At 38.3% G+C, this 25,599-nt stretch carries 22 protein-coding genes and 2 tRNA genes; 14 read left to right on the top strand and 10 right to left on the bottom strand.

Annotated elements, in window-relative coordinates; translation table 11 throughout:
- Nucleotides 1-228 precede the first annotated feature (228 nt).
- The 7 genes from zwf (at nucleotide 229) to QL995_RS08750 (ending at nucleotide 9,699) form a co-directional block, all read left to right on the top strand.
- The gene (gene zwf, locus QL995_RS08780) at nucleotides 229-1,701 is read left to right on the top strand and encodes a glucose-6-phosphate dehydrogenase (RefSeq protein WP_007581057.1); all 1,473 of its coding nucleotides are present in this window, start codon (nucleotides 229-231) and stop codon (nucleotides 1,699-1,701) included.
- Nucleotides 1,702-1,703: 2 nt separating this feature from the next.
- Entirely contained in the window at nucleotides 1,704-2,414 is a 711-nt protein-coding gene (gene pgl, locus QL995_RS08775; RefSeq protein WP_007581060.1) for a 6-phosphogluconolactonase, read from the top strand.
- Between the two features lie 336 nt (nucleotides 2,415-2,750).
- Nucleotides 2,751-3,455 (top strand): SapC family protein, encoded by a 705-nt coding sequence (locus tag QL995_RS08770; protein WP_002961447.1) that lies wholly within the window; start codon nucleotides 2,751-2,753, stop codon nucleotides 3,453-3,455.
- Between the two features lie 290 nt (nucleotides 3,456-3,745).
- Nucleotides 3,746-4,777, top strand: a complete 1,032-nt coding sequence (locus QL995_RS08765; RefSeq protein WP_101217415.1) for an isoaspartyl peptidase/L-asparaginase — start codon at nucleotides 3,746-3,748, stop codon at nucleotides 4,775-4,777.
- 272 nt (nucleotides 4,778-5,049) lie between these two features.
- Nucleotides 5,050-8,937, top strand: coding sequence for an ATP-dependent RNA helicase HrpA (gene hrpA / locus QL995_RS08760; protein ID WP_290294000.1), 3,888 nt, complete (start codon nucleotides 5,050-5,052; stop codon nucleotides 8,935-8,937).
- Between the two features lie 75 nt (nucleotides 8,938-9,012).
- The gene (locus tag QL995_RS08755; protein WP_007581064.1) at nucleotides 9,013-9,393 is read left to right on the top strand and encodes a response regulator; all 381 of its coding nucleotides are present in this window, start codon (nucleotides 9,013-9,015) and stop codon (nucleotides 9,391-9,393) included.
- Nucleotides 9,394-9,402: 9 nt separating this feature from the next.
- Nucleotides 9,403-9,699 (top strand): PilZ domain-containing protein, encoded by a 297-nt coding sequence (locus QL995_RS08750; protein WP_007581065.1) that lies wholly within the window; start codon nucleotides 9,403-9,405, stop codon nucleotides 9,697-9,699.
- Nucleotides 9,700-9,729: 30 nt separating this feature from the next.
- Here QL995_RS08750 and QL995_RS08745 read toward each other — a convergent pair whose 3' ends face one another.
- Nucleotides 9,730-10,920, bottom strand: coding sequence for a class I SAM-dependent methyltransferase (locus QL995_RS08745; RefSeq protein ID WP_007581068.1), 1,191 nt, complete (start codon nucleotides 10,918-10,920; stop codon nucleotides 9,730-9,732).
- Nucleotides 10,921-11,059: 139 nt separating this feature from the next.
- Here QL995_RS08745 and QL995_RS08740 point away from each other — a divergent pair, with 139 nt between their 5' ends.
- A complete protein-coding gene (locus QL995_RS08740) occupies nucleotides 11,060-11,716 on the top strand; it encodes an HD domain-containing protein (RefSeq protein ID WP_010555081.1) in 657 nt (218 codons plus the stop codon).
- A 1-nt stretch (nucleotide 11,717) separates the two neighbouring features.
- Nucleotides 11,718-12,158 carry a VOC family protein gene (locus QL995_RS08735; RefSeq protein ID WP_290293998.1) on the top strand — a complete coding sequence of 147 codons (441 nt, stop codon included), beginning with the start codon at nucleotides 11,718-11,720 and terminating at the stop codon, nucleotides 12,156-12,158.
- Here the strand turns inward: QL995_RS08735 and QL995_RS08730 are convergent.
- A complete protein-coding gene (locus QL995_RS08730) occupies nucleotides 12,155-13,147 on the bottom strand; it encodes a two-component system response regulator (protein WP_007581075.1) in 993 nt (330 codons plus the stop codon). The genes QL995_RS08735 and QL995_RS08730 overlap by 4 nt on opposite strands.
- A 3-nt stretch (nucleotides 13,148-13,150) precedes the next feature.
- Nucleotides 13,151-16,483: an MHYT domain-containing protein gene (locus QL995_RS08725; protein WP_290293997.1), complete on the bottom strand. Its 3,333-nt coding sequence runs from the start codon at nucleotides 16,481-16,483 to the stop codon at nucleotides 13,151-13,153.
- Between the two features lie 290 nt (nucleotides 16,484-16,773).
- Here QL995_RS08725 and QL995_RS08720 point away from each other — a divergent pair, with 290 nt between their 5' ends.
- Complete coding sequence (locus QL995_RS08720; RefSeq protein WP_290293996.1) at nucleotides 16,774-17,460, top strand: SprT family zinc-dependent metalloprotease; 687 nt, start codon at nucleotides 16,774-16,776, stop codon at nucleotides 17,458-17,460.
- 141 nt (nucleotides 17,461-17,601) lie between these two features.
- Here the strand turns inward: QL995_RS08720 and QL995_RS08715 are convergent.
- A tRNA-Tyr gene (locus tag QL995_RS08715) sits at nucleotides 17,602-17,686 on the bottom strand.
- A gap of 49 nt (nucleotides 17,687-17,735) precedes the next feature.
- Nucleotides 17,736-17,820: transfer RNA gene (locus QL995_RS08710), tRNA-Tyr, on the bottom strand.
- A 112-nt stretch (nucleotides 17,821-17,932) separates the two neighbouring features.
- Here QL995_RS08710 and QL995_RS08705 point away from each other — a divergent pair.
- The 3 genes from QL995_RS08705 (at nucleotide 17,933) to QL995_RS08695 (ending at nucleotide 20,053) form a co-directional block, all read left to right on the top strand.
- On the top strand, nucleotides 17,933-18,460 hold the full coding sequence (locus tag QL995_RS08705; protein ID WP_290293995.1) for a VC2046/SO_2500 family protein: 528 nt from the start codon (nucleotides 17,933-17,935) through the stop codon (nucleotides 18,458-18,460).
- Between the two features lie 179 nt (nucleotides 18,461-18,639).
- A complete protein-coding gene (locus QL995_RS08700) occupies nucleotides 18,640-18,942 on the top strand; it encodes a DUF6172 family protein (RefSeq protein ID WP_002961433.1) in 303 nt (100 codons plus the stop codon).
- A 193-nt stretch (nucleotides 18,943-19,135) separates the two neighbouring features.
- Nucleotides 19,136-20,053, top strand: coding sequence for a diguanylate cyclase (locus QL995_RS08695; RefSeq protein WP_290293994.1), 918 nt, complete (start codon nucleotides 19,136-19,138; stop codon nucleotides 20,051-20,053).
- Nucleotides 20,054-20,127: 74 nt separating this feature from the next.
- Here QL995_RS08695 and QL995_RS08690 read toward each other — a convergent pair whose 3' ends face one another.
- From QL995_RS08690 to QL995_RS08680, 3 genes are all read right to left on the bottom strand, one after another.
- Complete coding sequence (locus QL995_RS08690; protein ID WP_290293993.1) at nucleotides 20,128-20,607, bottom strand: YchJ family protein; 480 nt, start codon at nucleotides 20,605-20,607, stop codon at nucleotides 20,128-20,130.
- 38 nt (nucleotides 20,608-20,645) lie between these two features.
- The gene (locus QL995_RS08685) at nucleotides 20,646-21,080 is read right to left on the bottom strand and encodes a SulA-like leucine-rich domain-containing protein (protein ID WP_007583705.1); all 435 of its coding nucleotides are present in this window, start codon (nucleotides 21,078-21,080) and stop codon (nucleotides 20,646-20,648) included.
- A gap of 297 nt (nucleotides 21,081-21,377) precedes the next feature.
- A complete protein-coding gene (locus QL995_RS08680) occupies nucleotides 21,378-21,842 on the bottom strand; it encodes an SEL1-like repeat protein (protein WP_007583707.1) in 465 nt (154 codons plus the stop codon).
- Nucleotides 21,843-21,960: 118 nt separating this feature from the next.
- Here QL995_RS08680 and QL995_RS08675 point away from each other — a divergent pair, with 118 nt between their 5' ends.
- Nucleotides 21,961-23,253 carry an NCS2 family permease gene (locus QL995_RS08675; protein ID WP_007583709.1) on the top strand — a complete coding sequence of 431 codons (1,293 nt, stop codon included), beginning with the start codon at nucleotides 21,961-21,963 and terminating at the stop codon, nucleotides 23,251-23,253.
- A gap of 40 nt (nucleotides 23,254-23,293) precedes the next feature.
- Here QL995_RS08675 and QL995_RS08670 read toward each other — a convergent pair.
- Nucleotides 23,294-24,534 (bottom strand): IS3 family transposase gene (locus QL995_RS08670; protein ID WP_139016255.1). Its coding sequence is split into 2 segments (ribosomal slippage): nucleotides 23,294-24,171 and nucleotides 24,171-24,534, totalling 1,242 coding nucleotides; the frame shifts between segments, so codons are not numbered across the junction.
- Between the two features lie 106 nt (nucleotides 24,535-24,640).
- Nucleotides 24,641-25,399 carry a hypothetical protein gene (locus QL995_RS08665; RefSeq protein WP_024590993.1) on the bottom strand — a complete coding sequence of 253 codons (759 nt, stop codon included), beginning with the start codon at nucleotides 25,397-25,399 and terminating at the stop codon, nucleotides 24,641-24,643.
- Nucleotides 25,400-25,599 lie beyond the last annotated feature (200 nt).

The raw sequence follows: 25,599 nt of genomic DNA, 5'->3' as shown, positions 1-25,599 counted from the left end.
ACGGGTAGCGCTGGAGTGCTTAGGGTCTGTATTTTTGTGAGAGGAGATACAGGGCCCCTAAGGCTCATTTAATAAGCGCAATGATAAAAATAATAATAAATCATCGATACAGAACAATTCAGCAGGCTTTTATTTAAATACAGCTATAAAAGCCATCTAATCTAGCAATAAATAGGCATACCCGCGCATTTATAAAGTGTACTGGGTATCACAACGTAGAGAGTAACTATGCTTAATCCTTTTGATATTATAATTTTTGGGGGCGGTGGTGATCTTGCGTTACGCAAATTGCTACCTGCAATGTACAGAGCATATCAAGAAGGTAACTTACCTGAAGGCTCACGTATCCTACCAACAGTACGCGAAGAATCGAAACGTGCTGAATACATAGAAACAGCGCATAAAGCATTACAAGAATTTTTAAGCAAAGGCGAGTTTAACGCTAAAGATTGGAAAGCGTTTTCTACTTTTTTAGTGCCAGTGGTAAGTAATGTTACAGAAGCAGACGACAACTGGGATGTGCTAAAAGGCATTTTAGATGAGCACGAAAGTACTAAGTCTCGTGTGTTTTATTTATCGCTTCCGCCTGCTGTTTACGGCACATGTTGTGAAATATTATCGACTAAAGGTTTAATTACACCTACATCACGCGTTGTTGTTGAAAAGCCTATTGGTTATTGCGGTGATTCTGCTGAAGCAATTAATGGAAAAATTGCAGAATTTTTTAATGAAGAGCAAATTTTCCGTATTGACCATTACTTAGGTAAAGAAACAGTACAAAACTTGATGGCGCTACGTTTTTCAAACTCATTGTTTGAAAATATGTGGGATGCTAAATCTATTGATAACATCCAAATTAGCTTATCAGAAACTGTTGGTCTTGAAAGCCGTGCTGGTTTTTACGATAAAGCCGGTGCACTTCGTGACATGGTTCAAAACCATTTATTACAACTACTTTGTTTAGTTGCAATGGAGTCGCCTAATAAGCTTAACGCTAACAGCATTCGTAACGAAAAACTAAAAGTATTAGAAGCACTTCGCCCGCTTGTAGATGGCGATGTTGATGAAAATATTGTTCGTGGTCAATACGTACCAGGTGACTTAAACGGTAAAATTGTACCGGGTTACTTAGAAGAGCTAAATGAAGGTTCTAGTAAAACAGAAACGTTTGTAGCTATTCGCGCGCATATTGATAACTGGCGCTGGGCGGGTGTTCCATTTTACCTTCGTACGGGTAAACGTATGGCTAAGCGCTGTGCAGAAATTGTGGTTGAATACAAAAAAGTATCCCACAATATTTACGAAGATAACGTGGGTAATATCGAGCCAAATCGTCTTGTTATTCGTTTGCAACCAGAGGAAACAATTCAACTAACGCTTATGTCTAAGCGTCTTGATAACCTTCAAATGCAACTTGAACCAGTAACAATGAATATTGAGCTTTCACAAGCTTACAGCAATGGCTTCCATTCAGATGCGTACAAGCGTTTAATGCTTGATGCCGCTGCAAATAACCCATCATTATTTATTCACCGTGATGAAGTTCGTCAAGCGTGGAAATGGATTGATCCAATCATTGACCGTTGGCAAGACAAAGGCAAGCCTGCACTTTACCGTGCTGGTAGCTGGGGTCCTGAGGATGCTGATGAACTATTGGCAGAAAAAAGCCACGTGTGGTTTAACACAGGCGATAAGGTATAAGCATGGCAACACTAGTTGAAAAGTTTTTTGACGATAAAGATGCGTTAACAGCTGAGCTTTCTGCAACGCTTGAGCAATCATTACGTGATGGCATTAAAAACGATGGCCGTGCTGTATTAATGGTGTCGGGTGGCTCGTCTCCTGCGCCCGCTTATAAGCATTTATCAACACTTGATTTAGATTGGCAACATGTTGATGTTGCTATGGTTGATGAACGCTGGGTAGACCCAAGCCATGAAAAAAGTAACGAAGCATTTATTAAAAGCACGTTATTACAAAATTTTGGCAGTGCTGCAAACTTTATAACCATGAAAAACGATGCTGCAACCGCGCAGCAAGGCAGTGAAGTGTGTGAAGCCGCTTACAGTGCTTTAAAAGCGCCATACGATGTAACTATTCTAGGCATGGGCCCAGATGGCCATACAGCGTCGTTATTCCCAAATGCAGAAGGTTTAGAGCACGGTTTAACAACTGAGCAAACAGTATGTGCAATTAATGCGATACAAAGTGATGTGACGGGTAGTATTACTGAGCGAATGACGCTTACGTTAAATGCCATTGCGCAATCTAAAGTGGTTAAGCTTTTAATTAGCGGTGAAGAAAAACTCGCTGTTTATAAGCAAGCAAAAGCGGGCGGCGATGTTAATGACATGCCACTTCGCGCTGTGCTTAATCACCCAAGTATAAATATTGAAGTATATTGGGCGCCTTAATTTGGGGGCTAATTTAACTTTTAAAGGCCGCTTATATAAGCGGCCTTTTTTATTTGCTCAAATTTAAGCCTAAACACTGCAAAAAAACAGTCCTGAACTGTTAACCAATGTTAATGAATAACTTTGGTTTGTATTAAAATCAACCATGAAGTGTGTTGTTTTTGAACAAAATTTATGAGTTTGAGCTGTATGTTTTTTAGCAACGTTCAGATTTAGTTAAATTTTATTTTTTCATGGTCGTTGTCATAAAAGTTTCCCTTCCTTTTTTAGCTCAAAAGCATTAGCCTAAAGGTATTAACAATGAAACATATAAATTAAAATAAACGGAGCAGTAACATGGCGGAGCAACAAGTACAGCCTTTACACAACGAAAAACATGCCAACACTAAAATTCAAAACGGCATCAATGTAGAATTCATGAAAACTCAACATTTAGTGCCAGTAGTTGCACATGAGTTTGCACGCGTAGCAAACGAGTTTCCAATGTCATTCGTTAAAAACAACGAAAGCGGCACTTTTCAAGCTGTTGCTATGTTTGGCTTAGAGCCAGGCGAAAACCTTTTTGTAGAAGATGGTAAATGGACTGCAGCATTTGCACCTATGGCATCTACTCGTTACCCACTGGGCTTAGTTAAACACCCAGATCAAGATCAATACGGTATCGTAATTGACGAAGCAAGTGCGCTTGTTGGTGAAGACGAAGGTAATGCATTATTTGAAAACGGCGAAGAAACAGATTACCTAAAACGTCGTAAAGAAGCGCTTGTATCTTTTATTGAGTTTTCTCAAGTAACTGAAGCGTTCACTAAATTCCTTGCTGATAAAGAGCTACTAATTGCGCAAACGCTTACAGTAGACATTAAAGGCGAGAAAAAAGACATCAACGGTATTTACCTTATCGATGAGAAAAAGCTAAACGAGTTAAGCGATGCTGATTTCTTAGAGCTTCGTAAACGTGGTTACTTAGCACCAATTTATTCTTTCTTAACGTCTACTCATCAAGTAGCACGTTTAGCGCGTTTAAAAGCTAAACAAGCTTAATTATACCAATTGCATTAAATTAGTGATCTATTATAGCGATAAGAAAATGGCTCAATAACAAGGCTAAAATTATGATACATAGTTGTTCTATATAAATAATTTTCAACGTAGTTAGTGAGCTATTTAATACGCTAGAATGACCATGTTTTTAATAAAATTGGTATTACAAACACGTAAAATTTTAAAAAGCGCCTTAAGGCGCTTTTTTTATGCCATTAAACTCACTTTAGTTGAAATTAAGCCCGCAACCATTCACATTAGTTTATAACTTTCCCATAAAAGAGCTCATTATGAAAACACCCTTATTAGCAATTCTTGCGAGCAGCCTTTTTGCTTTAAGTAATAGCGTATTCGCTGCAGAGACTCCTTTTGCCATTGCGATTCATGGTGGGGCAGGGACAATAGAAAAAGCACGATTTACACCCGCTCAAGAAAAGCAGTACCGCGCTAAATTAACAGAGGCCGTAGAGACAGGTTATAAAGTATTGCACCAAGGCGGTGAAAGTTTAGATGCGGTAACTGCGGCAATTACAGTATTAGAGCAATCGCCTTATTTTAATGCAGGGCGTGGAGCGGTATACACTTACGATGGCGGGCATGAGCTTGATGCATCCATAATGGATGGTCGAAACCGTGAAGCAGGCGCAGTTGCGGGTGTAAAGCATATTGAGAGCCCGATTAAATTAGCGCGTTTGGTCATGGATAACTCTGTACACGTAATGCTTAGTGGGCAAGGCGCTGAGGAGTTTGCTAAAGAGCAAGGTGTTGAACTTGTCGAAAATAACTTATTTGATACCGAGCCTCGTTACAAAGCGCTTTTAAAAGCAAAACAAAAATTAGATAAAGCCAAAGCAACCAGTAAAGAGTACCAAGCTGCACACAAAGCATTGCCTAACTCTTACAAAATGGGCACGGTTGGCGCAGTGGCGCTTGATAAAAACGGTAATTTAGCGGCAGGTACATCTACAGGTGGTATGACGGCAAAACGTTATGGCCGTGTAGGTGACGCGCCGGTAATTGGTGCTGGGACATTTGCTGAAAACGAATCGTGCGCAGTATCGGCAACAGGGCACGGTGAATACTTTATTCGCTATAACGTAGCGAGCGATATATGTGCGCGCGTTAAGTATCAAGGTAAAACCATAGCTGAAGCTGGAGATGAAGTTATAAACGGTGTGCTTAAGCCAATTGGTGGCACTGGCGGCGTTATTATTATTGATACTAAGGGGAATATTAGCTTGCCGTTTAATACCTCTGGCATGTATCGGGCAAGTAAATCGAATACGCAAGCGACCTACGTGGGCATTTTTAACGACGAATAAGCCAAAGCAATTTAATTAACCTCAACTCTGGTTAAGAGATTTACTAACATATTGAACCACAATGATATTTTAATTCATTTATTGCTAGCCAGTTATTTTCAGTGCAGTTAGCGCTGAAAATAACTGCTTGAGATAGATTTATTATTCGCAGTTTAGGTGAATCGCAGCGTTTATATAACAAACAACCCCGTGTTATGCATTTTGTAGGATTAACCCCGGCCGTTTAATTTGATACAATTATGGCTCTTTAACTAATTTTATAAGGTATGCGGGTGGTAAACCTAGGTCAGTTGTTTGGCGAGCTAAAAACGTGCTTGAAAAAAGATCAATTCATTTTCAAAAAACGCTTACATGGTGTAAAAAAAATAACGGATGAAAACAAGCATGCCAACGCGCTTGAAAAAATAGCGGCTGATATAACCCGTAGCCAAGAATTACGTGATAAACGCTTAGCGGGCCTTCCTAAAGTGACTTACCCTGAGCAATTGCCAGTAAGTCAAAAAAAGGAAACAATTAAAGACGCCATTGCAAATAACCAAGTGGTTATTATTGCAGGTGAGACGGGCTCAGGTAAAACAACTCAAATACCTAAAATGTGTTTAGAGCTTGGCCGTGGTGTTGATGGCTTAATAGGCCATACTCAACCACGCCGATTAGCAGCGCGAACGGTGGCTAACCGTATTGCTGAAGAAATGAAGTGCGAACTTGGTCAGCAAGTCGGTTTTAAAATTCGTTTTAGCGATCAGGTTTCTAATAATACGTACGTTAAATTAATGACTGACGGTATTTTACTGGCAGAAATTCAGCAAGATCGATTTTTAAACCAATACGACACCATAATTATAGATGAAGCGCACGAGCGTAGTTTAAACATCGACTTTATTTTAGGTTACTTAAAAAACCTACTTCCAAAACGTCCCGATCTAAAAATAATAATTACGTCTGCAACCATCGATCCTGAGCGCTTTTCAAAGCATTTTGATGATGCGCCCATTATAGAAGTATCGGGTCGTACTTTCCCTGTTGATGTACGTTACAACCCAACGGCCGATATTAATAAAGAAGATATGGAAGCCGAGGGCGATCAGCTACAAGGTATTTTTGATGCTGTTGACGAGCTGTGCGCGGAAGGTCCTGGCGACATACTGATATTTTTAAACGGTGAGCGTGAAATACGCGATACCGCTGATGCACTTAGCAAGCGTAATTTAAAACACACTGATGTATTACCACTTTACTCGCGCTTATCTAACGCAGAGCAAAACCGTATATTTGCGCCACATTCTCGTCGTCATATTATTTTATCGACCAACGTAGCCGAAACGTCACTAACCGTGCCGGGTATTCGTTATGTCATAGATCCAGGTACTGCGCGTATAAGCCGCTACAGTTATCGTACAAAAGTTCAGCGCCTGCCAATAGAACCTATATCGCAAGCAAGTGCTAATCAGCGTATGGGTCGTTGTGGACGTGTTGAAGCGGGTATTTGTATTCGCTTGTACTCTGAGGATGATTTTTTATCGCGCCCAGAGTTTACCGACCCTGAAATACTGCGTACTAATCTTGCCTCAGTTATTTTACAAATGTTGGCACTCGGGCTTGGTGATATGGCGCAATTTCCGTTTGTGCAAGCACCAGATAGCCGTAATATAAGTGATGGTTTATCGTTATTAGAAGAACTACAAGCAGTAAAACCAGACAAACGTGATAGTAAAACGAGTTTAACCGCTTCAGGTAGAGAACTCAGCCGATTACCCGTTGACCCACGTTTAGCCAAAATGGTGCTCACCGCTCACAAACTTGGCGCATTGCGAGAAGTGATTGTTATTGTGGCAGCACTGTCGATTCAAGATCCACGCGAACGCCCGCAAGAAAAACGTGCTGCAGCCAATGAAAAACACAGTCGCTTTGACGACCCAGATTCAGACTTTATCGCTTTTTTGAACTTATGGAATTACCTAGAAGAGCAGCAAAGCGAGCTGACTAATGGCCAGTTTAGAAAGCTGTGTCAAAAAGATTTCCTAGCCTATATGCGCCTGCGTGAGTGGCAAGATATTGTTTATCAAATAAGTACTGTGTGTAACGAAATGGGTATGAAGGCAACCAGCCAAGCGGCTGATGGCGAACTCGTTCACAAAGCGTTATTAAGCGGAATGCTGAGCCATATTGGCTTTAAAGATGAGAAGCAAATATACAAAGGCGCACGTAATAGTCAGTTTCATATTTTTCCGGGTTCAGGTTTATTTAAAAAGAGCCCTAAATGGATCATGTCAGCGGAGCTGGTAGAAACCAGTAAATTATATGCCCGCACAAATGCAAAAATAGACATTAACTGGGTAGAACCATTAGCACAGCATTTAGTGAAACGCAGCTATACAGAGCCACACTGGGAGAAAAAGCCAGGTGCGGTAATCGCGTTTGAGCAGCAAACTTTGTATGGCTTACTTGTTGTAAATAAACGCCGCTGTGTTTATAGCAATATTGACCCTAAAGTGAGCCGAGAGCTTTTTGTGCGCACTGCATTAGTTGAGCAAGAGCTGGGCTTAAACGAGGGCTTTTTAGCATTTAACAGTGAGCTTATTGAAGATATTCAAGTACTGGAAAATAAGTCTCGTCGTCGTGATATTTTAGTTGATGAGCAAACGTTATTTGAGTTTTACGATAAAAAAATACCCAAAGAAATTAATAACCGCGCTGCATTTTTAAAATGGTATAAAACACAAAAACAACAAAATAAACATTACTTACACATGACCCGTGAAGAGCTAATGCAGCATGGTGCAAGTAATATCACTGAGTTTGACTACCCTGACACATGGCAGCAAGACAATATTATATTACCGCTTGCTTATCATTTTGACCCAGGACAAGCGGTTGATGGTGTTGCGGTGCAAATACCGGTAGCACTGTTGAATCAAGTACAAGAGAGTGGTTTTGACTGGCATATACCTGCATTTAGACATGAGCTAATAAGTGGGCTTATAAAGTCATTGCCTAAATCGCTTCGCCGTAATTTTGTGCCAGCACCAAATTACGCAGATGCAGTACTTGCAGCTATTGAGCCAATGCAAGGTAGCTTAATTGATGCTTTAGCTACGCGTTTATTAAGAATGACAGGTGTGAGAGTTGATATGGAGGCGTGGGATTTAACCGCGCTTGCACCGCATTTACGATTGCAGTTTGAAGTACGTGATGAACACGATAAGTTACTTGCTCGTGGACTTGATTTAGCCAAACTTAAAGCAGAGCTGCAAGGTGAAGTAACCGAAACACTGTCTAAAGTAGCCGATAAAGGCATTGAAAAATCAGACCTAACACAATGGGATTTTGGTGAGCTGCCAGCGTCATATGTTAAAAAACAAGGTCAATACGAAATAAAAGCATACCCTGCGCTGGTGGATAAAAAATCAGCCGCTGCAGTGGAGCTTTTTGATAGTGAAGCAAAAGCGCAGCAAGCGCATCAACAAGGTTTGCGCCGTTTAGTATTGTTAAATGTGCCGTCGCCAATTAAGTACTTACAACAAAACTTACCGAATAAGGCAAAGCTGGGTTTGTACTTTAACCCATTTGGTAAAATAGCTGATTTAATTGATGACTGTATCGCCGCAGGTGTTGATAGCTTATTAGTTAAACACGGCGATATACGCGATGAAAAAGCATTTGAAACAGTAAAAGAGCAAATACGAGGTGAGCTCGGTGATGCCGTTGTATCTATTGCAACGCAAGTTGAGCAAGTATTAAGTATTGCGCACGCACTGCATAAAAAAATGAAAGGGCGCGTTGATTTAACCATGATAACCGCGCATGGCGATATAAAATCACAGCTTGAGTCACTTATATTTAAAGGTTTTGTGAGCGCGCATGGCGCAGATAAAATAACGGATTTAATTCGTTATTTAAAAGCGATTCAAAAACGTTTAGAGAAGCTGCCTGTGGATCCAAATCGTGATAGGTTATGCGTACTAGAGCTGGATAAAGTTGCTCAAGAGTACAAAAAAGTAGTTAATAAAACGCCTAAAGGCTTGCCTATTCCACAAGAAGTAACCGCTATTTTTTGGATGCAACAAGAGCTTAGAGTGTCGCTATTTGCTCAAACGCTTGGAACTCCTTACCCAATTTCGGCTAAGCGAGTACTTAATGCGATAAAAGAGATAGAATAAAACTTGCATTTTCTATTAAGCTTAGTACCTTAATAGGAGGATTTATTTTTGTTTTGAAAAGGAAGTGACATAGTTATGTCCTCATCGATTGAACATAAAACAAAGCGACTTTTAGTGGTAGACGACGAGTATTTTAATTTTGAAATGCTCAAAGCAGCACTCGCGTCGAAATTTGATGTTAGTTATGCAGATTCAGGACAAAGCTGTCTTGCATCGGCAATTGCGAGTCCGCCAGATATAATTTTGCTTGATGTTTGTATGCCTGGTCTTGATGGTTATGATACATGCCGAATGCTAAAACACACACCTGAAACAAAAAATATTCCTGTTGTTATGGTATCGGGCCTAGAGTCTCCATCTGAAAAACAAGCGGGGTTTGACGCTGGTTGTAACGCATATGTTGTAAAGCCATTTTCAGTGGGTGCTTTGTTGGAAGAAATTAACACGGTTTTTTAGAGGTAACGTATGTTTACTGATGATAAGCGAAATTTTAGACGCATGCAGATCAATACACCTGCAAATTTAACAACGATAGAACCAATAGCGGGTTTAAGTTTTGCCGCAGAGTGCGTGGATTTAAGTGCAACAGGTTTATCAATTCATTTAGATGAATTACTTGAACCTAATACATTACTGACGGTGAACATTGATTCGACTCACCCAAGTATTGCGCCTTTAAATGCAACAGCAAAAGTAATACGTGCCAGCAAAGAAGATGATGGCACGGTAACAGCAGGTCTTGAAATCATTCAGTTTAACTAACTTGAATCCAGTTAAACTCAATAGTAGATATTAAAAAACCTTACAGATTAAGCCTTTTAAATAAAAGCCTTCAGGGTAGCTGCCAGCAATTGGGTGATCAGCTGCCTGGTTTAATCGCTCCATTATAAGTAGGTCTTTACCTGCATCAAGTGCTGCATCGGCTACTACTTTTTGAAATAAGTTTTGTTCCATTAAACCAGAGCATGAGAACGTTAGTAATGTTCCACCTGGTTTTAGTATTTGCATGGCAATCATGTTGATATCTTTGTAACCACGACACGCGCCGGTTAGCTGCGCTTTATTATCAGCAAACTTTGGTGGGTCCATTACGATGGTATCAAACTGTCTACCTTCGTCGCGGTATTGGCGTAGTAACTTAAATACATCCTGCTTAACAAAACTTACTTTATTTAAATCTAAGTTATTATGCTCAACATTACGTTTTGCTGTATCTAAAGCGGGTTGAGATACATCTACGTTAGTTACATGCTCACATCCACCACGCAGGGCGTACAACGAAAATGTACCTGTATAACTAAAACAGTTAAGTACCGTTTTACCCTTTGAAAAACGCTCAAGTGCGGCGCGGCTATCGCGCTGGTCTAAATAAAAGCCCGTTTTATGTCCATCAATTATATCGACTTCAATTTTAAAACCGTTTTCCTCAATAAGTACCGGCTGTGTTGGTTCGTTACCCCAAAGAGCGCCTTTTATTGGCTCTAAGCCTTCTTTAGTGCGTACTTCTACGTCTGAGCGCTCGTATATGCTAGAGCCTGGGAAAATAGACATCAACGCGCCAACAATCTCGCCTTTATGACGCTCAGCACCGGCACTTAATAGCTGACACACTAACACGTTATCAAACTTATCGATTGTAACGCCTGGTAAGTAATCAGACTCCGCAGCACATAATCGAAACCCTGTTAATCCGCCTTCTTCTATTACTTGGCTACGTGCTTCTAATGAGCGGCGTAAACGGCGTTCAAAAAAGTTTTGATCGATTACTTCTTTTTCGTCAAAGCTCCAAACACGTGCGCGAATTTGTGAGTGAGGGCTGTAAGCAGCAGTTGCTAAAAACTTACCTTCGCTATCGTGAATCGTTACTGTGTCGCCTAATCCAGGTTTACCTTTAATTTTTTTGATGGCTTTTGAAAATAACCAAGGGTGTTTTCTTTTTAATGATTTATCGCGACCAGCTTGTAGGTAAACGGCAGATGACATAAGGCTTCTCAGTAGTAATAAATAAGCGCTGTATTTTAGTCAAGCAAGGAGCAACATACAATGAATGTTTTGCAAGGTGGGCATAAAGCACGGTAAAGTACGGATAATTTATCGATTCATTAGCTTTTGGAACCTAATAGTGCCTGACGCCGTTTTAAGCCCCGATTTAAAAATACTTAATTCACAATGTAGAGAATTTATAACCTCTTTAGTGCATGCCGATGTTGCTCACGATATTACCCATATAGAACGCGTGGTGCGCGTTGCAATACAGTTATGTAATGCGGAGCAGGCAAACATGTCAGTTGTATTACCTGCTGCGTGGATGCACGACTGTGTGGCGGTGGCTAAAAACCACCCTGATCGTGCAAAAGCCTCTACTATGGCAGCCGATAAGGCATTGGAATTTTTAAAATCTATTAATTATGACGAGTCACTTTTTGATGAGATTCATCATGCAATTGCCGCTCATAGTTTCAGCGCAAATATAAAAATTAAAACAGTTGAAGCGCAAATAGTACAAGATGCTGACAGAATGGATGCATTGGGCGCTATTGGAGTGAGTCGATGCATGAAAGTAGGCGGATCAATTTCTCGGTTATTGTATAACCCAGAAGACCCTTTTTGTATTGAACGCGAGGCTGATGATAAAACATACACGCTTGATCACTTTTTTATAAAGTTATTACATATTGCCGATAGTATGAATACGCCATCTGCTAAAGCAGAAGCGAATAGACGTACAAGGTATATGCATGACTTTTTAGAGCAATTAAAGTCAGAAATAGGTGAGTAACGTGAATAATACAAGCATACCTAAATTATCTGGGATTGATCATTGCCATTTAAATGTTGATAACTTGGTTGATGCCGTTAAGTGGTATGAGCGTGTTTTAGGTTTTAGTGTAGTACCCGAGCTTGCCTTTTGGGATGAGGACGGACGCGGCCCTTTAACACTTGAAGATACTAGTTCAACAACTCGTTTAGCACTTTTTGAAGGTGAGGGGCGTAGTAAAGGGATTGCATTTTTGGCCTCAGGGGATCAATTTATTCAATGGCGTAATCATCTTGAGGGTTTAAATATAAAAGTAGTTTTAGCAGATCATGGTGTAATGTTTTCTATGTACTTTAAAGATGAAAGCGGTAATAGCCATGAAATTACGTCACATGACTATCGTTATATAAAGTCTTACTATCCAAATGTTGAGCTTGGCTCTCACAGCGCTAAAAAGAATTAGCTTTCTTGATTTGAATTTTTTATAGCAAGAATATCGTCTAATTTTTTCACGAATAGTTCGATTAGAGCGGGATCAAAATGAGCTCCTGCTTGCTCTTGCATATGCAAAACTGTTTTCTCTACACTCCATGCCTCTTTATAAGGGCGTTTTGAAGTCAGAGCATCAAAAACGTCAGCAACGGCAACAATTCTACCTTCAATTGATATTTCTTCGCCTTTGATCCCGTTAGGATAGCCTGAACCATCCCATTTTTCGTGGTGTTCAATAGCAAGTTTATGAGCGAGTTGTAATAATGGCGATGAAGAATTTGCTAATATTTGTGCACCAATTATGGCGTGTTTCTTCATATGTTCAAACTCTTCAGAAGTTAACTTTCCTGGCTTGAGTAAGATAGCATCAGGGATACCTATTTTCCCAACATCGTGCATTGGGGCGGCTTGGCGTAAAAGCTCTGCACTTTGCTCATCCATACCTAGCGCTAATGCTAATACTTTGCTGTATTGGCTCATACGCACTATATGTTCGCCAGTGTCAGTATCTTTATATTCAGCAGCACGGCCTAGACGTTGTACTAAATCTACATGTGCTTGTTTTAATTGCTCAGCTTGCACTAGCGATAAGTGAGTTTTAACTCTAGCTCTTACAATAGCAGGGCTTATTGGCTTAGTAATATAATCTACGGCACCAAGTTCAAAACCTTTAAATTCATCATTTTCGTCCCCCAAAGCTGTCACAAAAATAATGGGGATATGAGACGTTTTAGGATTGTTTTTTACCCGCTGGCAGACTTCAAACCCATTCATATCTGGCATCATTATGTCGAGCAAAATTAGCTTTGGTAGTTCTTTTTCAAGTAGTGCCAATGCGGCATCACCCGATTTAGCAAACGACATACGATATTGATTACCTAACACTTCGCGCATTACTTTTAGATTTGCAGGCTCATCGTCAACAATTAATACTCGTGGCCTATCTGTTGTAAAATCCATTAATTAATACTCATTGTTTGTTAGTTTTTCAAGTAAGGTTTCTAGTATTACGTGTGCTTTATCAAAATCAAATTCATCAAAGGCCTCGGCTATATCATCAACTTCATTTTTATAGATTGAAGGTATGCCGCGTTGCAGTTTTGCTAGTAGCTCATCATTTAATTCTGCATTTTGTGCATCTTGATTAAGCGTCTTACACAGTGACTTAATTTCATCAATTGATAGCGTGTCAGAACTATTATCTTCAGGCTTACTACTTGGCTTATCGCAAGTATTAGATGACAGCAGTTGTGAGATGACAAGTAGCTCGTTTTTTATATCGTCTAAAGTACTAATAACTTTAGCGTCACTTTGTTTTTGCTCTAAATCGGTTAATAACTTCATTAATGTTATTAGGCCTAAGTTACCAGCAACACCTTTAAGTGTGTGAATGGTGCTATCGACATCTTTTATGTTTGATAATTTATCACTGAATAATGTTTCGAACCGTTTATTACTGTCACTAATAAATTTAGTAATCTCTGTAAGTTGCTTACATTTAGAACCCCAAAGGGCTAACCCTTTTTCAAAATCTATATGCTGCGCTTTAGGATCGCTTTGCGATATAACCATTTCTTTTGCAATACCAAGACCAAGCACTTGTGCTATTTCTTGGTTTAGCTGATTTATATCGACGGGTTTATTTGCAAAGCCATTCATGCCTGCTTTTTTAGCCGTAAGCTTATCTTGTTGTAATACACTGGCTGTGAGCGCGATAATTGGCGTGTATTTAATTTGTCTTTGATTTTCTATTGCTCTTATTTTTTGTGTTGCCTCTATGCCATCACACAATGGCATATGTATATCCATTAAAATGACATCAAAGTCTTGTTCTTCAAATACTTTAATCGCTTCAAGTCCGTTAGATGCCTTGGTAACTGCATGTTGATCGCGTGACAGGAGTAAAGAAAGTAGCTCTGTATTTTGCTCGATATCGTCAACTACTAACACCCTAAGTGCAGGCAGTTGTGTGTGTAGACCATCAAAATGATCTATTTTAGTTTCGTCACCTAAAGTAAGCGGCAATGAAAAGTAAAAGCAGGTACCTTTACCTAGTTCACTTACTAAGTTTATTGTTCCGCCCATAAGCTCTACAAGTTGTTTGCTTATGGTAGTACCAAGACCTGTACCACCAAAACGGCGAGTAGTAGTACCATCGGCTTGTTCGAAAGGTTGAAACACTGCTTGAATACGATCTTTTGCAATACCAATACCGGTATCTTGCACTTCAAAAAACAGATGCTGATTTTGTGTTATAGCAACAGTTACTGTAACAGAGCCTTTTTCGGTAAACTTAATAGCATTACCAATTAAATTAGTAAGTACTTGCCTGAGTCGATCTGGGTCGCCGTAGTACGTCGTACTTACTGATTCTTTAATATGAAGTTTAAGTTCTAAATCTTTCTTTTTAGCTTCTAACCAAAAAGTAGAAATAATACTGTCTATTACTGGCTTTAAACTAAAGTGTATTGGCTCAATAGTGAGCTTACCGCGCTCTAGTTTTGCGGAATCGAGAATTTCATTTAACAATCTAAGCAATGAACGCGCTGCATTATTTACGGTAACCAAATGCTTTTGTTGTTCTTGATCAAGTGGGGTATCCATTAACAAGTCACTAAAACCTATTATAGAATTCATTGGGGTGCGTATTTCATGGCTCATATTAGCCATAAAAGATTGCTTTGCATAAGCAGCTTCTTCAGCTTTAAATTTAGCTTGCTCTAGTTTTTCTTCATATTCTTTGCGTTCTGTAATATCAACTAAAACACCATCAATCCACTTTGCTTGGCCTTGGGTATCAAAGTCGATGCTGCCTTTATCTAAAAGCCATAAGATTTTACCGCTTCTGTGGCGAATTCTGTATTCGATTGAATACTGACGTTTTTCTTCTACGGCTTTTGTGACGGCATCTACAATAGGTTGCTGGTCTGATTTTAAAACTAGATCATTAAATTCAATGCAATGTTCAGTAAATTCATTAGGGTTATAACCCGTTAACTCGTTGATGCTCGGGCTGATAAAAAGCATGGTCCAGTTATCATCAAATTTACACCTAAAAGCCACACCTGGCATGTTATCCATTAAAGAGCGATACTTTTGCTCTTTTTCTTCAAGGCTTTTTTGTAAAGCTCGTTGCTCTGATAAGTCTGTTATGAAGCCTACGTATAGAGGATTTTGCCCTGGCTGATTAACTTCTCCAATCCCCAAACGAATCGGGAATAAGTGGCCATTTTTATGCTTTGCAAAAATTTCACGGTTAACACCGATTACTTTACCTAAATCAATATTTTTAGCTTTAGAAAGGTAGCTATCGTGATGCATCGCGATAGCATCATCCATTAGCATTTTAATATTATGATTTTGTACTTCATTTTCGTGCCAGCCAAAAATTTTACTGGCTGATTCGTTAAAGCTCAAAATAATGCCGGTGTGATCAATCGTTACGATTCCATCAATGGCTGTGCCTAAAATTGCGTTTAAGCGAGACTCGTCGGCTGACTTTTCTTCAAGTAACATTTTATATCTGACCATGCCATTAAGTACCGCTACTACGCTTGTAATGGCAATCGTTGCAGTTGCAACCGCGATGGCTACAAAAGTGAGCCCAGCAGAAGCATTTGCGTCGTCATATAAAAGAGGGGATGTTGCAACAAAGCGTGTAGATGCCATGCCCATATAATGCATAGCAGCAACAGCAAAGCCTAATATAATAGCGCTGATGGCTCTATTTTGTAGGTATGATAATTTTGGAAAAAATTTTTCAAGATTAAAGCGGCTATATAACGCTATAAACGAAAGAGCGACGGCAACTAAAATTGAAAGGCCAAAGGTCAGTGGGTCATAGCGCAACATTGGGGAAAGCTCCATTGCAGCCATACCGCTGTAATGCATTGTACCAATACCAGCCCCAAGTAAGATGGAGCAAATGCTGAGCACTCTAAAGTTTCCATCACTATTTACAAGTATTGATACCGCATACTGACATGCTAATAAAGCAGGAAGAAAAGAGAGTAGTGTGATTGTTGGATCGTAGCTTATATTAGTACATAGCGAAAAAGCTAACATACCTATAAAGTGCATACTCCAAATACCAGAAGAAAATACAGTTGCTGCAGTTATATTTGCTAAACGTTGATAACGAGGGAATTTAGTCTCTTTTGCTAAATCAATGAGCTTAGTAGTAAAAAAAGCAGCAAAAATGGCTATTAATACAGACATTGAGACTAGAAGAGGGTCGTAAACCCCATTAAGTATTAGGCTTGGATCTTGGTCTGTAATGAAGAAAGCTGATAGCATAACGGCTCGAAATATAATCTTTATTTTACAAGTTTAATCTAATTTACTAATAAATGAACCGTTATTTCTAATCGCGCTATAAAGTGACGAATTTTAAGCAAATTTATTTATTGTTTTGTTATTGAAGTAAATAAAGTGATTTAACTTTCAATTCAAAGAAAACAGACGGCTCAATCTCTAGCTTATTATAATAAAGCGGATTAGGAGTTAAGTGCGACTTTATGCTTAAGAGTTTAAAATTGATGGTAATATGGATTATATAAACGGATGCTATATTTAGAGTTTAAGTCGTGTTTGAATATCAACTAAAAAAGAGTACTAGACGCAAAACAGTCGCAATAAAAGTGCATAGTCAAAAGGTAACTGTGTATGCGCCACATTTTGTCGCAAAAAAACACATTGATACTTGGTTAGTTGACAAACAAGAGTGGGTTGCAGAACAATTAAAAAAACAATTGTCAATTGATGACACTAAGCAGTACCCTTTTGAATCTAAAAAAATAAGTGTTTTTTCAGAAACTATTTATTTGAAATTGGACTCAGGCCAAGATTCCAAAGTAACCCCGTATGATGACCACTTACTTATTACAATATCTCCTCGAGTTAAAAACACTAATCAAAAGTATCGACAGCTATTAGAGACTTATTTAAAAGAGCAGCTTATTGCTTACATAGAAATGCGTTTAGCGTATTTCTGTACTCAAATGGGTGAAGAGTTGCCAAATGATTTAAAAATAGGTGTTTATAAACGAAAGTGGGGGAGTTGTAATAGCAAGCGAGAACTCACTTTTAATTTACATCTTATAGGTGCTCCTTACCACGCTATAGATTATGTGATTGTTCATGAGCTTGCCCATTTAAAGTATTTAAATCATAGCAAAGCTTTTTGGCAGCGAGTAGAGGCGTTTTTCCCCGATTACAAAACATCATCTAATTGGTTAAAACAAAATGGTATGAGTTTACAGTGGGTGTTTTGATGTTACTGAATATAGGAATATAGGAATATAGGAATATAGGAATATAGGAATATAGGAATATAGGAATATAGGAATATAGGAATATAGGAATATAGGAATATAGGAATATAGGAATATAGGAATATAGGAATAGTAGAGAAGTGGTGGAGGGAGCTGGATTCGAACCAGCGAAGGCTGAGCCGTCAGATTTACAGTCTGATCCCTTTGGCCGCTCGGGAACCCCTCCACACTAATTTTATTGCATTTGGCCCCACTTAACTTAGCGGTAAGAAAAGTGGTGGAGGGAGCTGGATTCGAACCAGCGAAGGCTGAGCCGTCAGATTTACAGTCTGATCCCTTTGGCCGCTCGGGAACCCCTCCAATGCAACGGCGCTGATAATAGCAAATTGCGTATTTAAGTAAAGAAAAAAGCTAAAGAAAATTGAAATAAAGCCGATAAATATCTATCAGTTACCACAATCGGCTAAAGACTATGCAAATAGATGATTTGTTAATCACAGAGAGTCAGTTAAACAGTAGACTCAATAATAGTGTGCATGAAAATCGCCGTGGCGAATTTGCACTATTATTAGCGATGCTGTCACATGACGCACTCGACTTTAGTCAATTTCATTTACCAAAAACTGAAATAGATAATTTAGTTATAGAAGAAGAGGCGTTAAGAAAGCAATTTGGCGCAGGTCCAAAGCAACTTTTAGCCCCTGATGAATATAATATGTTGGTTGGACAATTTAATGCATCATTAATATCTCAAGAAGGAGCGCGCTGCGGTATGACAAGTATTAAGTTAAGACAATGCTTAAGCCCTGAACCACTTGCGATTAGAAATGATGATAAGCATATTCCACTTAATATAATAGATAACTGTGAGCTTGTTGTCAGAAGAAGAATTAAAAGCGAACAAACACAACTTGCTAATCCTCCTATAGATGCAGCAGCTTTTTACGACAGCCTTAATAATGATGCACTACATCAACCACTTCAGCTTATTGCAGTGTGATATATCATTGTAATAATCAACAGTTAATATATGCTTTATAACGGGTATGCTTTATATATTTGCTAATAATTGATTTAATGAAAAAAAAGCATCCAAAAATTAAATGCAGTTGCTATAATGGCGTCAAATGGTATGACATGAAATGCCATTATCATTAAACCAAGGTAATTAGGAACGTAATGAAGAAAACATTCACGCTAAATCACGAGAAAATCAAATACCCTCGTATGGTTGATGCTGCAAAGCACGAAGTGAAAAAATATTTGAAAAGAGAGCGTAATAAAACGCTACCTGAAGATGCTGACTATTGGGCATTTGACTGTAAGTTTGGTAACACAGCTGAAGATGCGCAAGTTGTGCACGTTGCTGAATTAAGTAACCAAATTGGCGAAATTGAAAAGCAAGGTTTGACCTCTTTCTATGTAGAGATTTTAGCTCGACCTGCTCAACGTCAACAGTTAGATTTAGATGATGACGAATAACACTTAATTTAATTAAGTGTTCGAAGTTTTAAAATGAGCCCAAGTGGCTCATTTTTTGTTTTTATGCATTAAAGATTCACCATAAATCATTTTTATTAGTAACTAATAAGTATAATTTTAATTTATTAACATTTGCATAATAAAATATAGTGATATAGGGTGTGTTTAATTAAAAAAACAAAACAGTTGTACCATGCCTATAAATTACTCTGACCACCAATTGAAATTAAGCTTAAAGAGCTCTAAGGTACTTGTCGTTGACGATCAGCTATTAAGCTTAATTGTATTAAAAAAAATATTATCAGAGCATTTTAATGTGACAACTGCTGGAAGTGGTGAAGAGGCGATAGAAATTTGTAATGTTGATTTACCTGATATTATCCTACTCGATATTAATATGGGTGGGATGAGCGGAATTGAAACATGCTTAAAATTAAAAAATAATACTGAAACACAAGATATCCCCGTTATTTTTGTTACATCCTTTGAAAATCAAGAAGAAGAGTGCTGGGAAGCCGGAGCTGTCGATTTTATTAAAAAGCCGATTAAAAAAGAAACATTATTTAGAAGAGTTCGTGCGCATATAACGTTAAAATTACAACATGACTTACTCAATCAAAAAGTATTTCTAGATGATTTAACAAAGGTATTCAATCGTCGTTATTTTGATGCGCATTTTTCTAAAATGGAACGAAGTGCCTTACGAGAAAAAGTCGACTATGCACTATTACTCATCGATATAGATTACTTTAAGCAATACAACGATCTTTATGGTCATGTGCAAGGCGATACGGTTTTAAACCTTGTTGCACAAACTATTACTAATAGTTTGCAAAGGCCAACCGATTTTGTTGCGCGTTACGGCGGCGAAGAGTTTGTAGTTGTTCTACCGCATACAAGCACTGAAGGTGCGATTTGTGTTGCTGATAAAATTAAACAAAATGTGGTCGATTTAGGAATATTACACAGATATTCAGAATATGACTTTGTGACTATTAGTATTGGCGGTGCAACCCTAAAACCGTATGTAAATAACAAAAACACCTTGCAGATCGCAGATGAAAAAATGTATGAGTCCAAAATGCAAGGTCGTAACCAAGTGTGTTTTTAAGTTTAGCTAGCTAATAAATCACTTTGCCACTTAAAAACACCTTGTAGGTGATAAATATTAAATAAGATTATTTATTACACGCTATGACATTTTTTGTACTTTTTATTGCTACCACATGGGCAGTCATCATTTCTGCCCACTTTAATATCTTCAACAGGATATATAGTGCCATCTAAATAACGCCATTGAGTGTTTTCTTTAATAAACTGCGATTTTTCGTGAAGCTCACAAAATAAGTTTTGATAAAAATATTGGGCTTTAAATTCTACAGTACCGGTATCGCCATCATGGCTTGACCCAATTACATCAAGATTTATAAATCGACAGCTGTTAGCAAAATCATTGATTTCTTTAACCGGATTTTCAGCTTGTTTTTCTTTTGCGTAGGTTTGATAAATATATTCTGCATTTTTAATAACATAAGCACTGAATCGTGAGCGCATAAGTTGTTCAGGAGAGTCAGCTTGCTTAACAGATAAGTGAAGCGGCTCGCAGCAATCGGCATAATTGTGCCCACTGCTGCAAAAACATAATGTGGTATTGAGTGAAGTCATAATAATAATACAAAGTCTAAAACATTAGTTTAACAAGCTTATTGGGCGAGTGATATCTCTGTTGTTTGAGACTTTTTAGTAAAACAGTATAGTTTTGTATTCGTTTTACTTAAATCGAACGATAGATTCGTAAGTAGTTGGTTATTAACTATATCGGTCCAGGTAATTACCGCTGCAAAGTTTCCGTTATGTAATGCAGAATTTAATACATACTCTAAATTTACTAGGTGCTTCTGTCTAATAACAAGTAATTTACTTGTATCAATAGAGCATGAGTCAAGTAAAGCTTTGCTAGGTACGTGATCTGGAGCAATTAGTAACGTCCATGCATTAGAGCTATTGTATTGGTGTAATACTTTTAAAAGCTCAAAGGTCGCTGAAATTTCATCTTCAATTTGAATCAAATTCACGCAATCGCTTTGCTCATCTTGTTGGTAACTTTTAACTGTTCTTACGGTAATAGGCTGTAACATAATTTCACTCACTGGGTTTTTATACAGTATTCATATACAGTAGTTTATACAGTGCTTTCGTGCAAGCCTTTTATGCTATTTATTTGTACAGTTATTCAGCTTTTGATCATTGTTTTTATTTTTTTAATTTATAATTCTTTATTAATCAGATTGTTATGGAATTATTTTTGAGAAGGTATTCTAAAAATAAATTTTTGAGCAGTGTCTTCATTTTGGGGTTTTATACTGTATAGGATTATCTTTGTAACCATATACAGTATTTTTAACACTGCATACAGTACTTCTGCCATAGCTAGCTTATGTGTTTTCACTCGTGCGAGGGATCATATGAGAAAACTGGAGTTGGTGAATTTGTTCGTACAAACTTGCCGCATAACATTGAGCATCTTTAAATCGCTTAGTTTCGATATGTTTGCGTATATCTGTAACCGCTGCAGTGGCAGGGGCGTACCCTTGGCTACTTGCTAAGCTTAACCAAGCTACAGCATGAAATACACTTTGTGGCACGCCTTCACCTTTCACAAAAAATAAACCTAAATAAAACTGTGCTCTATGGTTTCCCGCCATTGCAGCAAGTCGCATCCATTTTGCAGCCAATGGAGCTTGATTATTTTTTAAATAATATAGGGCTTTATTTAACGTACTTTGCTCATCTTTTTTATTATCAACGGGCACAGAGGTATTTTCGGGTTGAGTAACAAAACCTAAAATATTATCTAGCTGTTGCTCTAAGTCTTGCTCACAAGGTGTTGTTTTAAGCATATCGGTTCATTTATTATTTTAACTACTTTAACAGTTTAGTATATAGCAAGGTAAAATGTCCTGTAAAAGATAATTTTTATGTTAAAATCTCGCCACTTTTTACTATCACAAGTTTATTATGTTCGAAGCCTTATTTAAACTGAGCGAAAATAATTCAACAGTTAAACGCGAATGCGTTGCTGGCCTAACTACCTTTATAACTATGGTATACATTGTATTTGTAAACCCGGCTATGCTCGCAGAGGCTGGGATGGATCAAGGGGCTGCATTTGTAGCGACATGTATAGCAGCTGCGATAGGCTGTTTTATAATGGGTTTATGGGCTAATTATCCATTAGCATTAGCGCCTGGTATGGGACTAAATGCCTTTTTTACGTATGGTGTCGTATTAGGAATGGGTTATACCTGGCAAGCCGCGTTAGGGGCTGTATTTATGTCGGGTTGTATATTTTTGTTTTTAAGCTTATTTAAAGTCAGAGAGTGGATTATTAATGCCATACCTCTGGTGCTCAAGCGAGCAATCGCAACGGGTATAGGTGCTTTTTTAGCATTAATTGCCCTTAAAAATGCAGGCATTATTGTCTCAAGCCCGGCAACATTAGTACAGTTGGGCGACATTACTTCTCCGGGTCCGTTATTGGCTATATTAAGCTTTTTTGTAATTGCAGCGCTTTTATATCGCGACTTTAAAAGTGGCGTGCTTATTAGTATTTTATTAGTGACTGGCATTGCTCTAAGTTTTGGGCTTGTTGAATATCACGGTGTTATGGCTATGCCACCATCAATAATGCCTACTTTTATGCAGCTAGATTTTGCAGCCGCTTTTGATATATCAATGATGAGTGTTATTTTTGCTTTCTTGTTTGTCGATCTTTTTGATACTTCGGGTACATTAGTTGCGGTAACTCAAAAAGCAGGTTTAGCTGATGAAAAAGGTAACATGCCTCGTTTAGGGCGCGCATTAAGTGCTGACAGCTCAGCAACAATTGCAGGTGCGATGCTAGGTACGTCTACGACTACATCGTATATAGAATCGGTTGCTGGTGTATCTGTTGGCGGACGTACTGGCTTAACAGCTGTAGTTGTAGGCATTTGCTTTTTACTAATGATGTTTTTTGCACCGCTTGCACAAATGGTACCGGCTTATGCTACGGCAGGCGCTATTTTATATGTCGCTGTTCTGATGCTGCAAAATTTAAAGTTTGTAAACTGGGATGATATGACCGATGCAATTCCTGTTACTGTGGTATTACTAATGACACCATTAACGTTTTCGATTGCGCACGGTATTGCACTTGGTTTTATATCTTATACGGCGGTTAAAGTCTTGTGCGGTAAGCAAGATCAAGTCAGTATTAGTGTTTGGATATTAACAGCCTTGTTTGTTTTCAAGTTTGCATTTTTGTCTTAATAGCTAACAAAATGTCCCGTCCTAAAATACGTTGACGGTTTTAATTGAAGGCCAGTAGCTTTTGCTCCTGGCTTTTTTTGTGCACTTGGTTTGGTGTTTTCATTCCTAAACTCAAATGCGGCCTCATTTCATTGTATATTAATATTGATTCTTCGACGAGTTCACGTAGCTCTTTTAGATTTTGGCATTTATAGAGTAAGAACTCCTGTTTCAATATGCCGTTAATACGCTCCGCCAGTGCATTTTGATAGCAGTCATAGCCATCGGTCATTGATGGAATAATGCCATTTTCATTAAGCTTTACTTGATATACCTGCGAGCAATACTGCAACCCTCTATCTGAATGATGAATCGTACTACATTGATACTGACGATTATTGATTGTCATATCTAATGCCTTAACAACATCTGTCGCCTTCATTTCATCACTGAGTTCATAACCCATAATTTTGCGACTATACGCATCAGTTACTAGCGATAGATAGTGAACACCTTGCTCTGATTGAACATAGGTTATATCGCTTACAAAAACCTCTTCTGGCCGCGATGGCTGCACATCTTTTAGCAAGTTAGGATGCTTTTTCATCCAATGTTTACTAAACGTAGTTTTAGTGTAACTACGCTTAGGTTTAACCAATAAACGTTCATTTTTCAAATAACTAAAAAAAGCGTCTCGACCTAAACTTATGCCTCGCTCTATGAATTTTGGTTTAAGTAAAAAATACAACTTTCTTCCACCTAAGCGCGGCATAAAACGTCGTATTTCCAATACCATCGCTTTAACTGGTGCTAGTTCAATAGCACGCAGTTTAGCTCTGCTCTCTCGTTGATATATCGCTTGTCTCGTTATACCAAGCAGCATGCAAGCACGTTCTAAGCTAACTATTTTTTGCTTTTGAAGGCTTCTTGCTCCTTGGCAATATACTTTTTTCGAAGGCTTGTTCCATGCTCAGCGTCAAGAATATTAACCACTTCATTGAGTAACAGGTTACGTAAGTGCTCATCTTCAAGCTCTCGCTCGAGGCGTTTTATTTTTTGAGCGGGACTTTCTTTGGCTTTAGGTGATGTAGGCATAGTTATCTTAGGTGATTGAGTCCAATCCATCTTACCGTGTTTTCTTAACCAAGTAAGCACGGTAGAACGACCTTGTATGCCATAAATTTTTTGGGCTTGTTTATAAGTCATATCGCCTTTTTCTACAGCGTCCACAACTTGTAATTTAAAGCCTAATGAATAATCTCGTTGTGTTCGTTTGATCGGTGTATTATTTGACTTGGTCATAATAAATCCTAAATGTGTAAACACATTTCAGGACGAGACAAAAAATACAAAAAAGCCTGCACAAATTTTAATTTGTGCAGGCTTTTTTAATGCTTTTATAAAAGCACTACCATTTCTTTTTAGGAGCAAACAGTATATCTAAGTCGTCTTGCTCTTCTTCTGTTTTCTTTTTAAGTGCGCTTGCATTAGAAGCTCTAAGTTCAACACTAATTGCCTCTAAGTAACCCTCAACTTCTAGCCGTTTTGTTGTTACATATTCATCAGAGTAGGTAACTGCGCTGAGTGTTGCCTGCGCTTTTTCAAAGTACTGTCTTGCAGAGCCAACCATACTGGCTGAGCGGGCAGACAAGCCACGTTTTATTTGGCTTTCAATATTAATACGCAGTTGTAGTTTTTCGAGACGTTTATCTTCTAAAACAAAAACTTGGCTATCAATACGACCTTTGCTGTGTTCAGAGCGTAAAATTGAGCGTAATTTTTTAATGCCCTGAATTAGGCCTACAAGTTGTTTGTCATTACTCGGTAGCGTTAAAGCTTCATTGCTATTATCTTGAACTGGATTAGATAAGTGCGTTTTTGCTTCACTTAAGCGGCTTTTAAGTGCTTTAGATGTTTGCGAGTTAGTAACCATTGTATTTAAGGCTTCGTAAATACGGCGCTGTAATGTACGAATTAGATTTTCAGAAAGGGGGATGTTAGCACTATTCATTAGTGCCTCTTCTGTTTCTTCTATTATAGCTTTTTGTTTTGTAAGCTCTTTACGGCGTTCTGCCTCTTGTTTTTCTTTGTGTTGTTGTACAGCACTTACCCAAAGTGCAATCACAATCAATGCAACTATAAGCACTATTATAATAGAAACGATCATGGTGTAATTCTCGGATATATAACCTAATTATTTAATCTTACATTAAATATACGTTAACAGGGTAGCTTTGCGCCGATTAACTTAAAAAATATACCAAAAAATTGATAGGTTGAGCTCTTTATAAACTGCAGTAAGCCTAAGGGCTTATAAACTAAAGCTGAATAATCATCGCTACCTGAAGCATATTTATTATGCTAGCC

Source organism: Pseudoalteromonas sp. APC 3358 (genome assembly GCF_030408075.1).
GTDB classification, from domain to species: domain Bacteria; phylum Pseudomonadota; class Gammaproteobacteria; order Enterobacterales; family Alteromonadaceae; genus Pseudoalteromonas; species Pseudoalteromonas arctica.
This window is presented reverse-complemented; position numbering and strand designations above follow the sequence as displayed.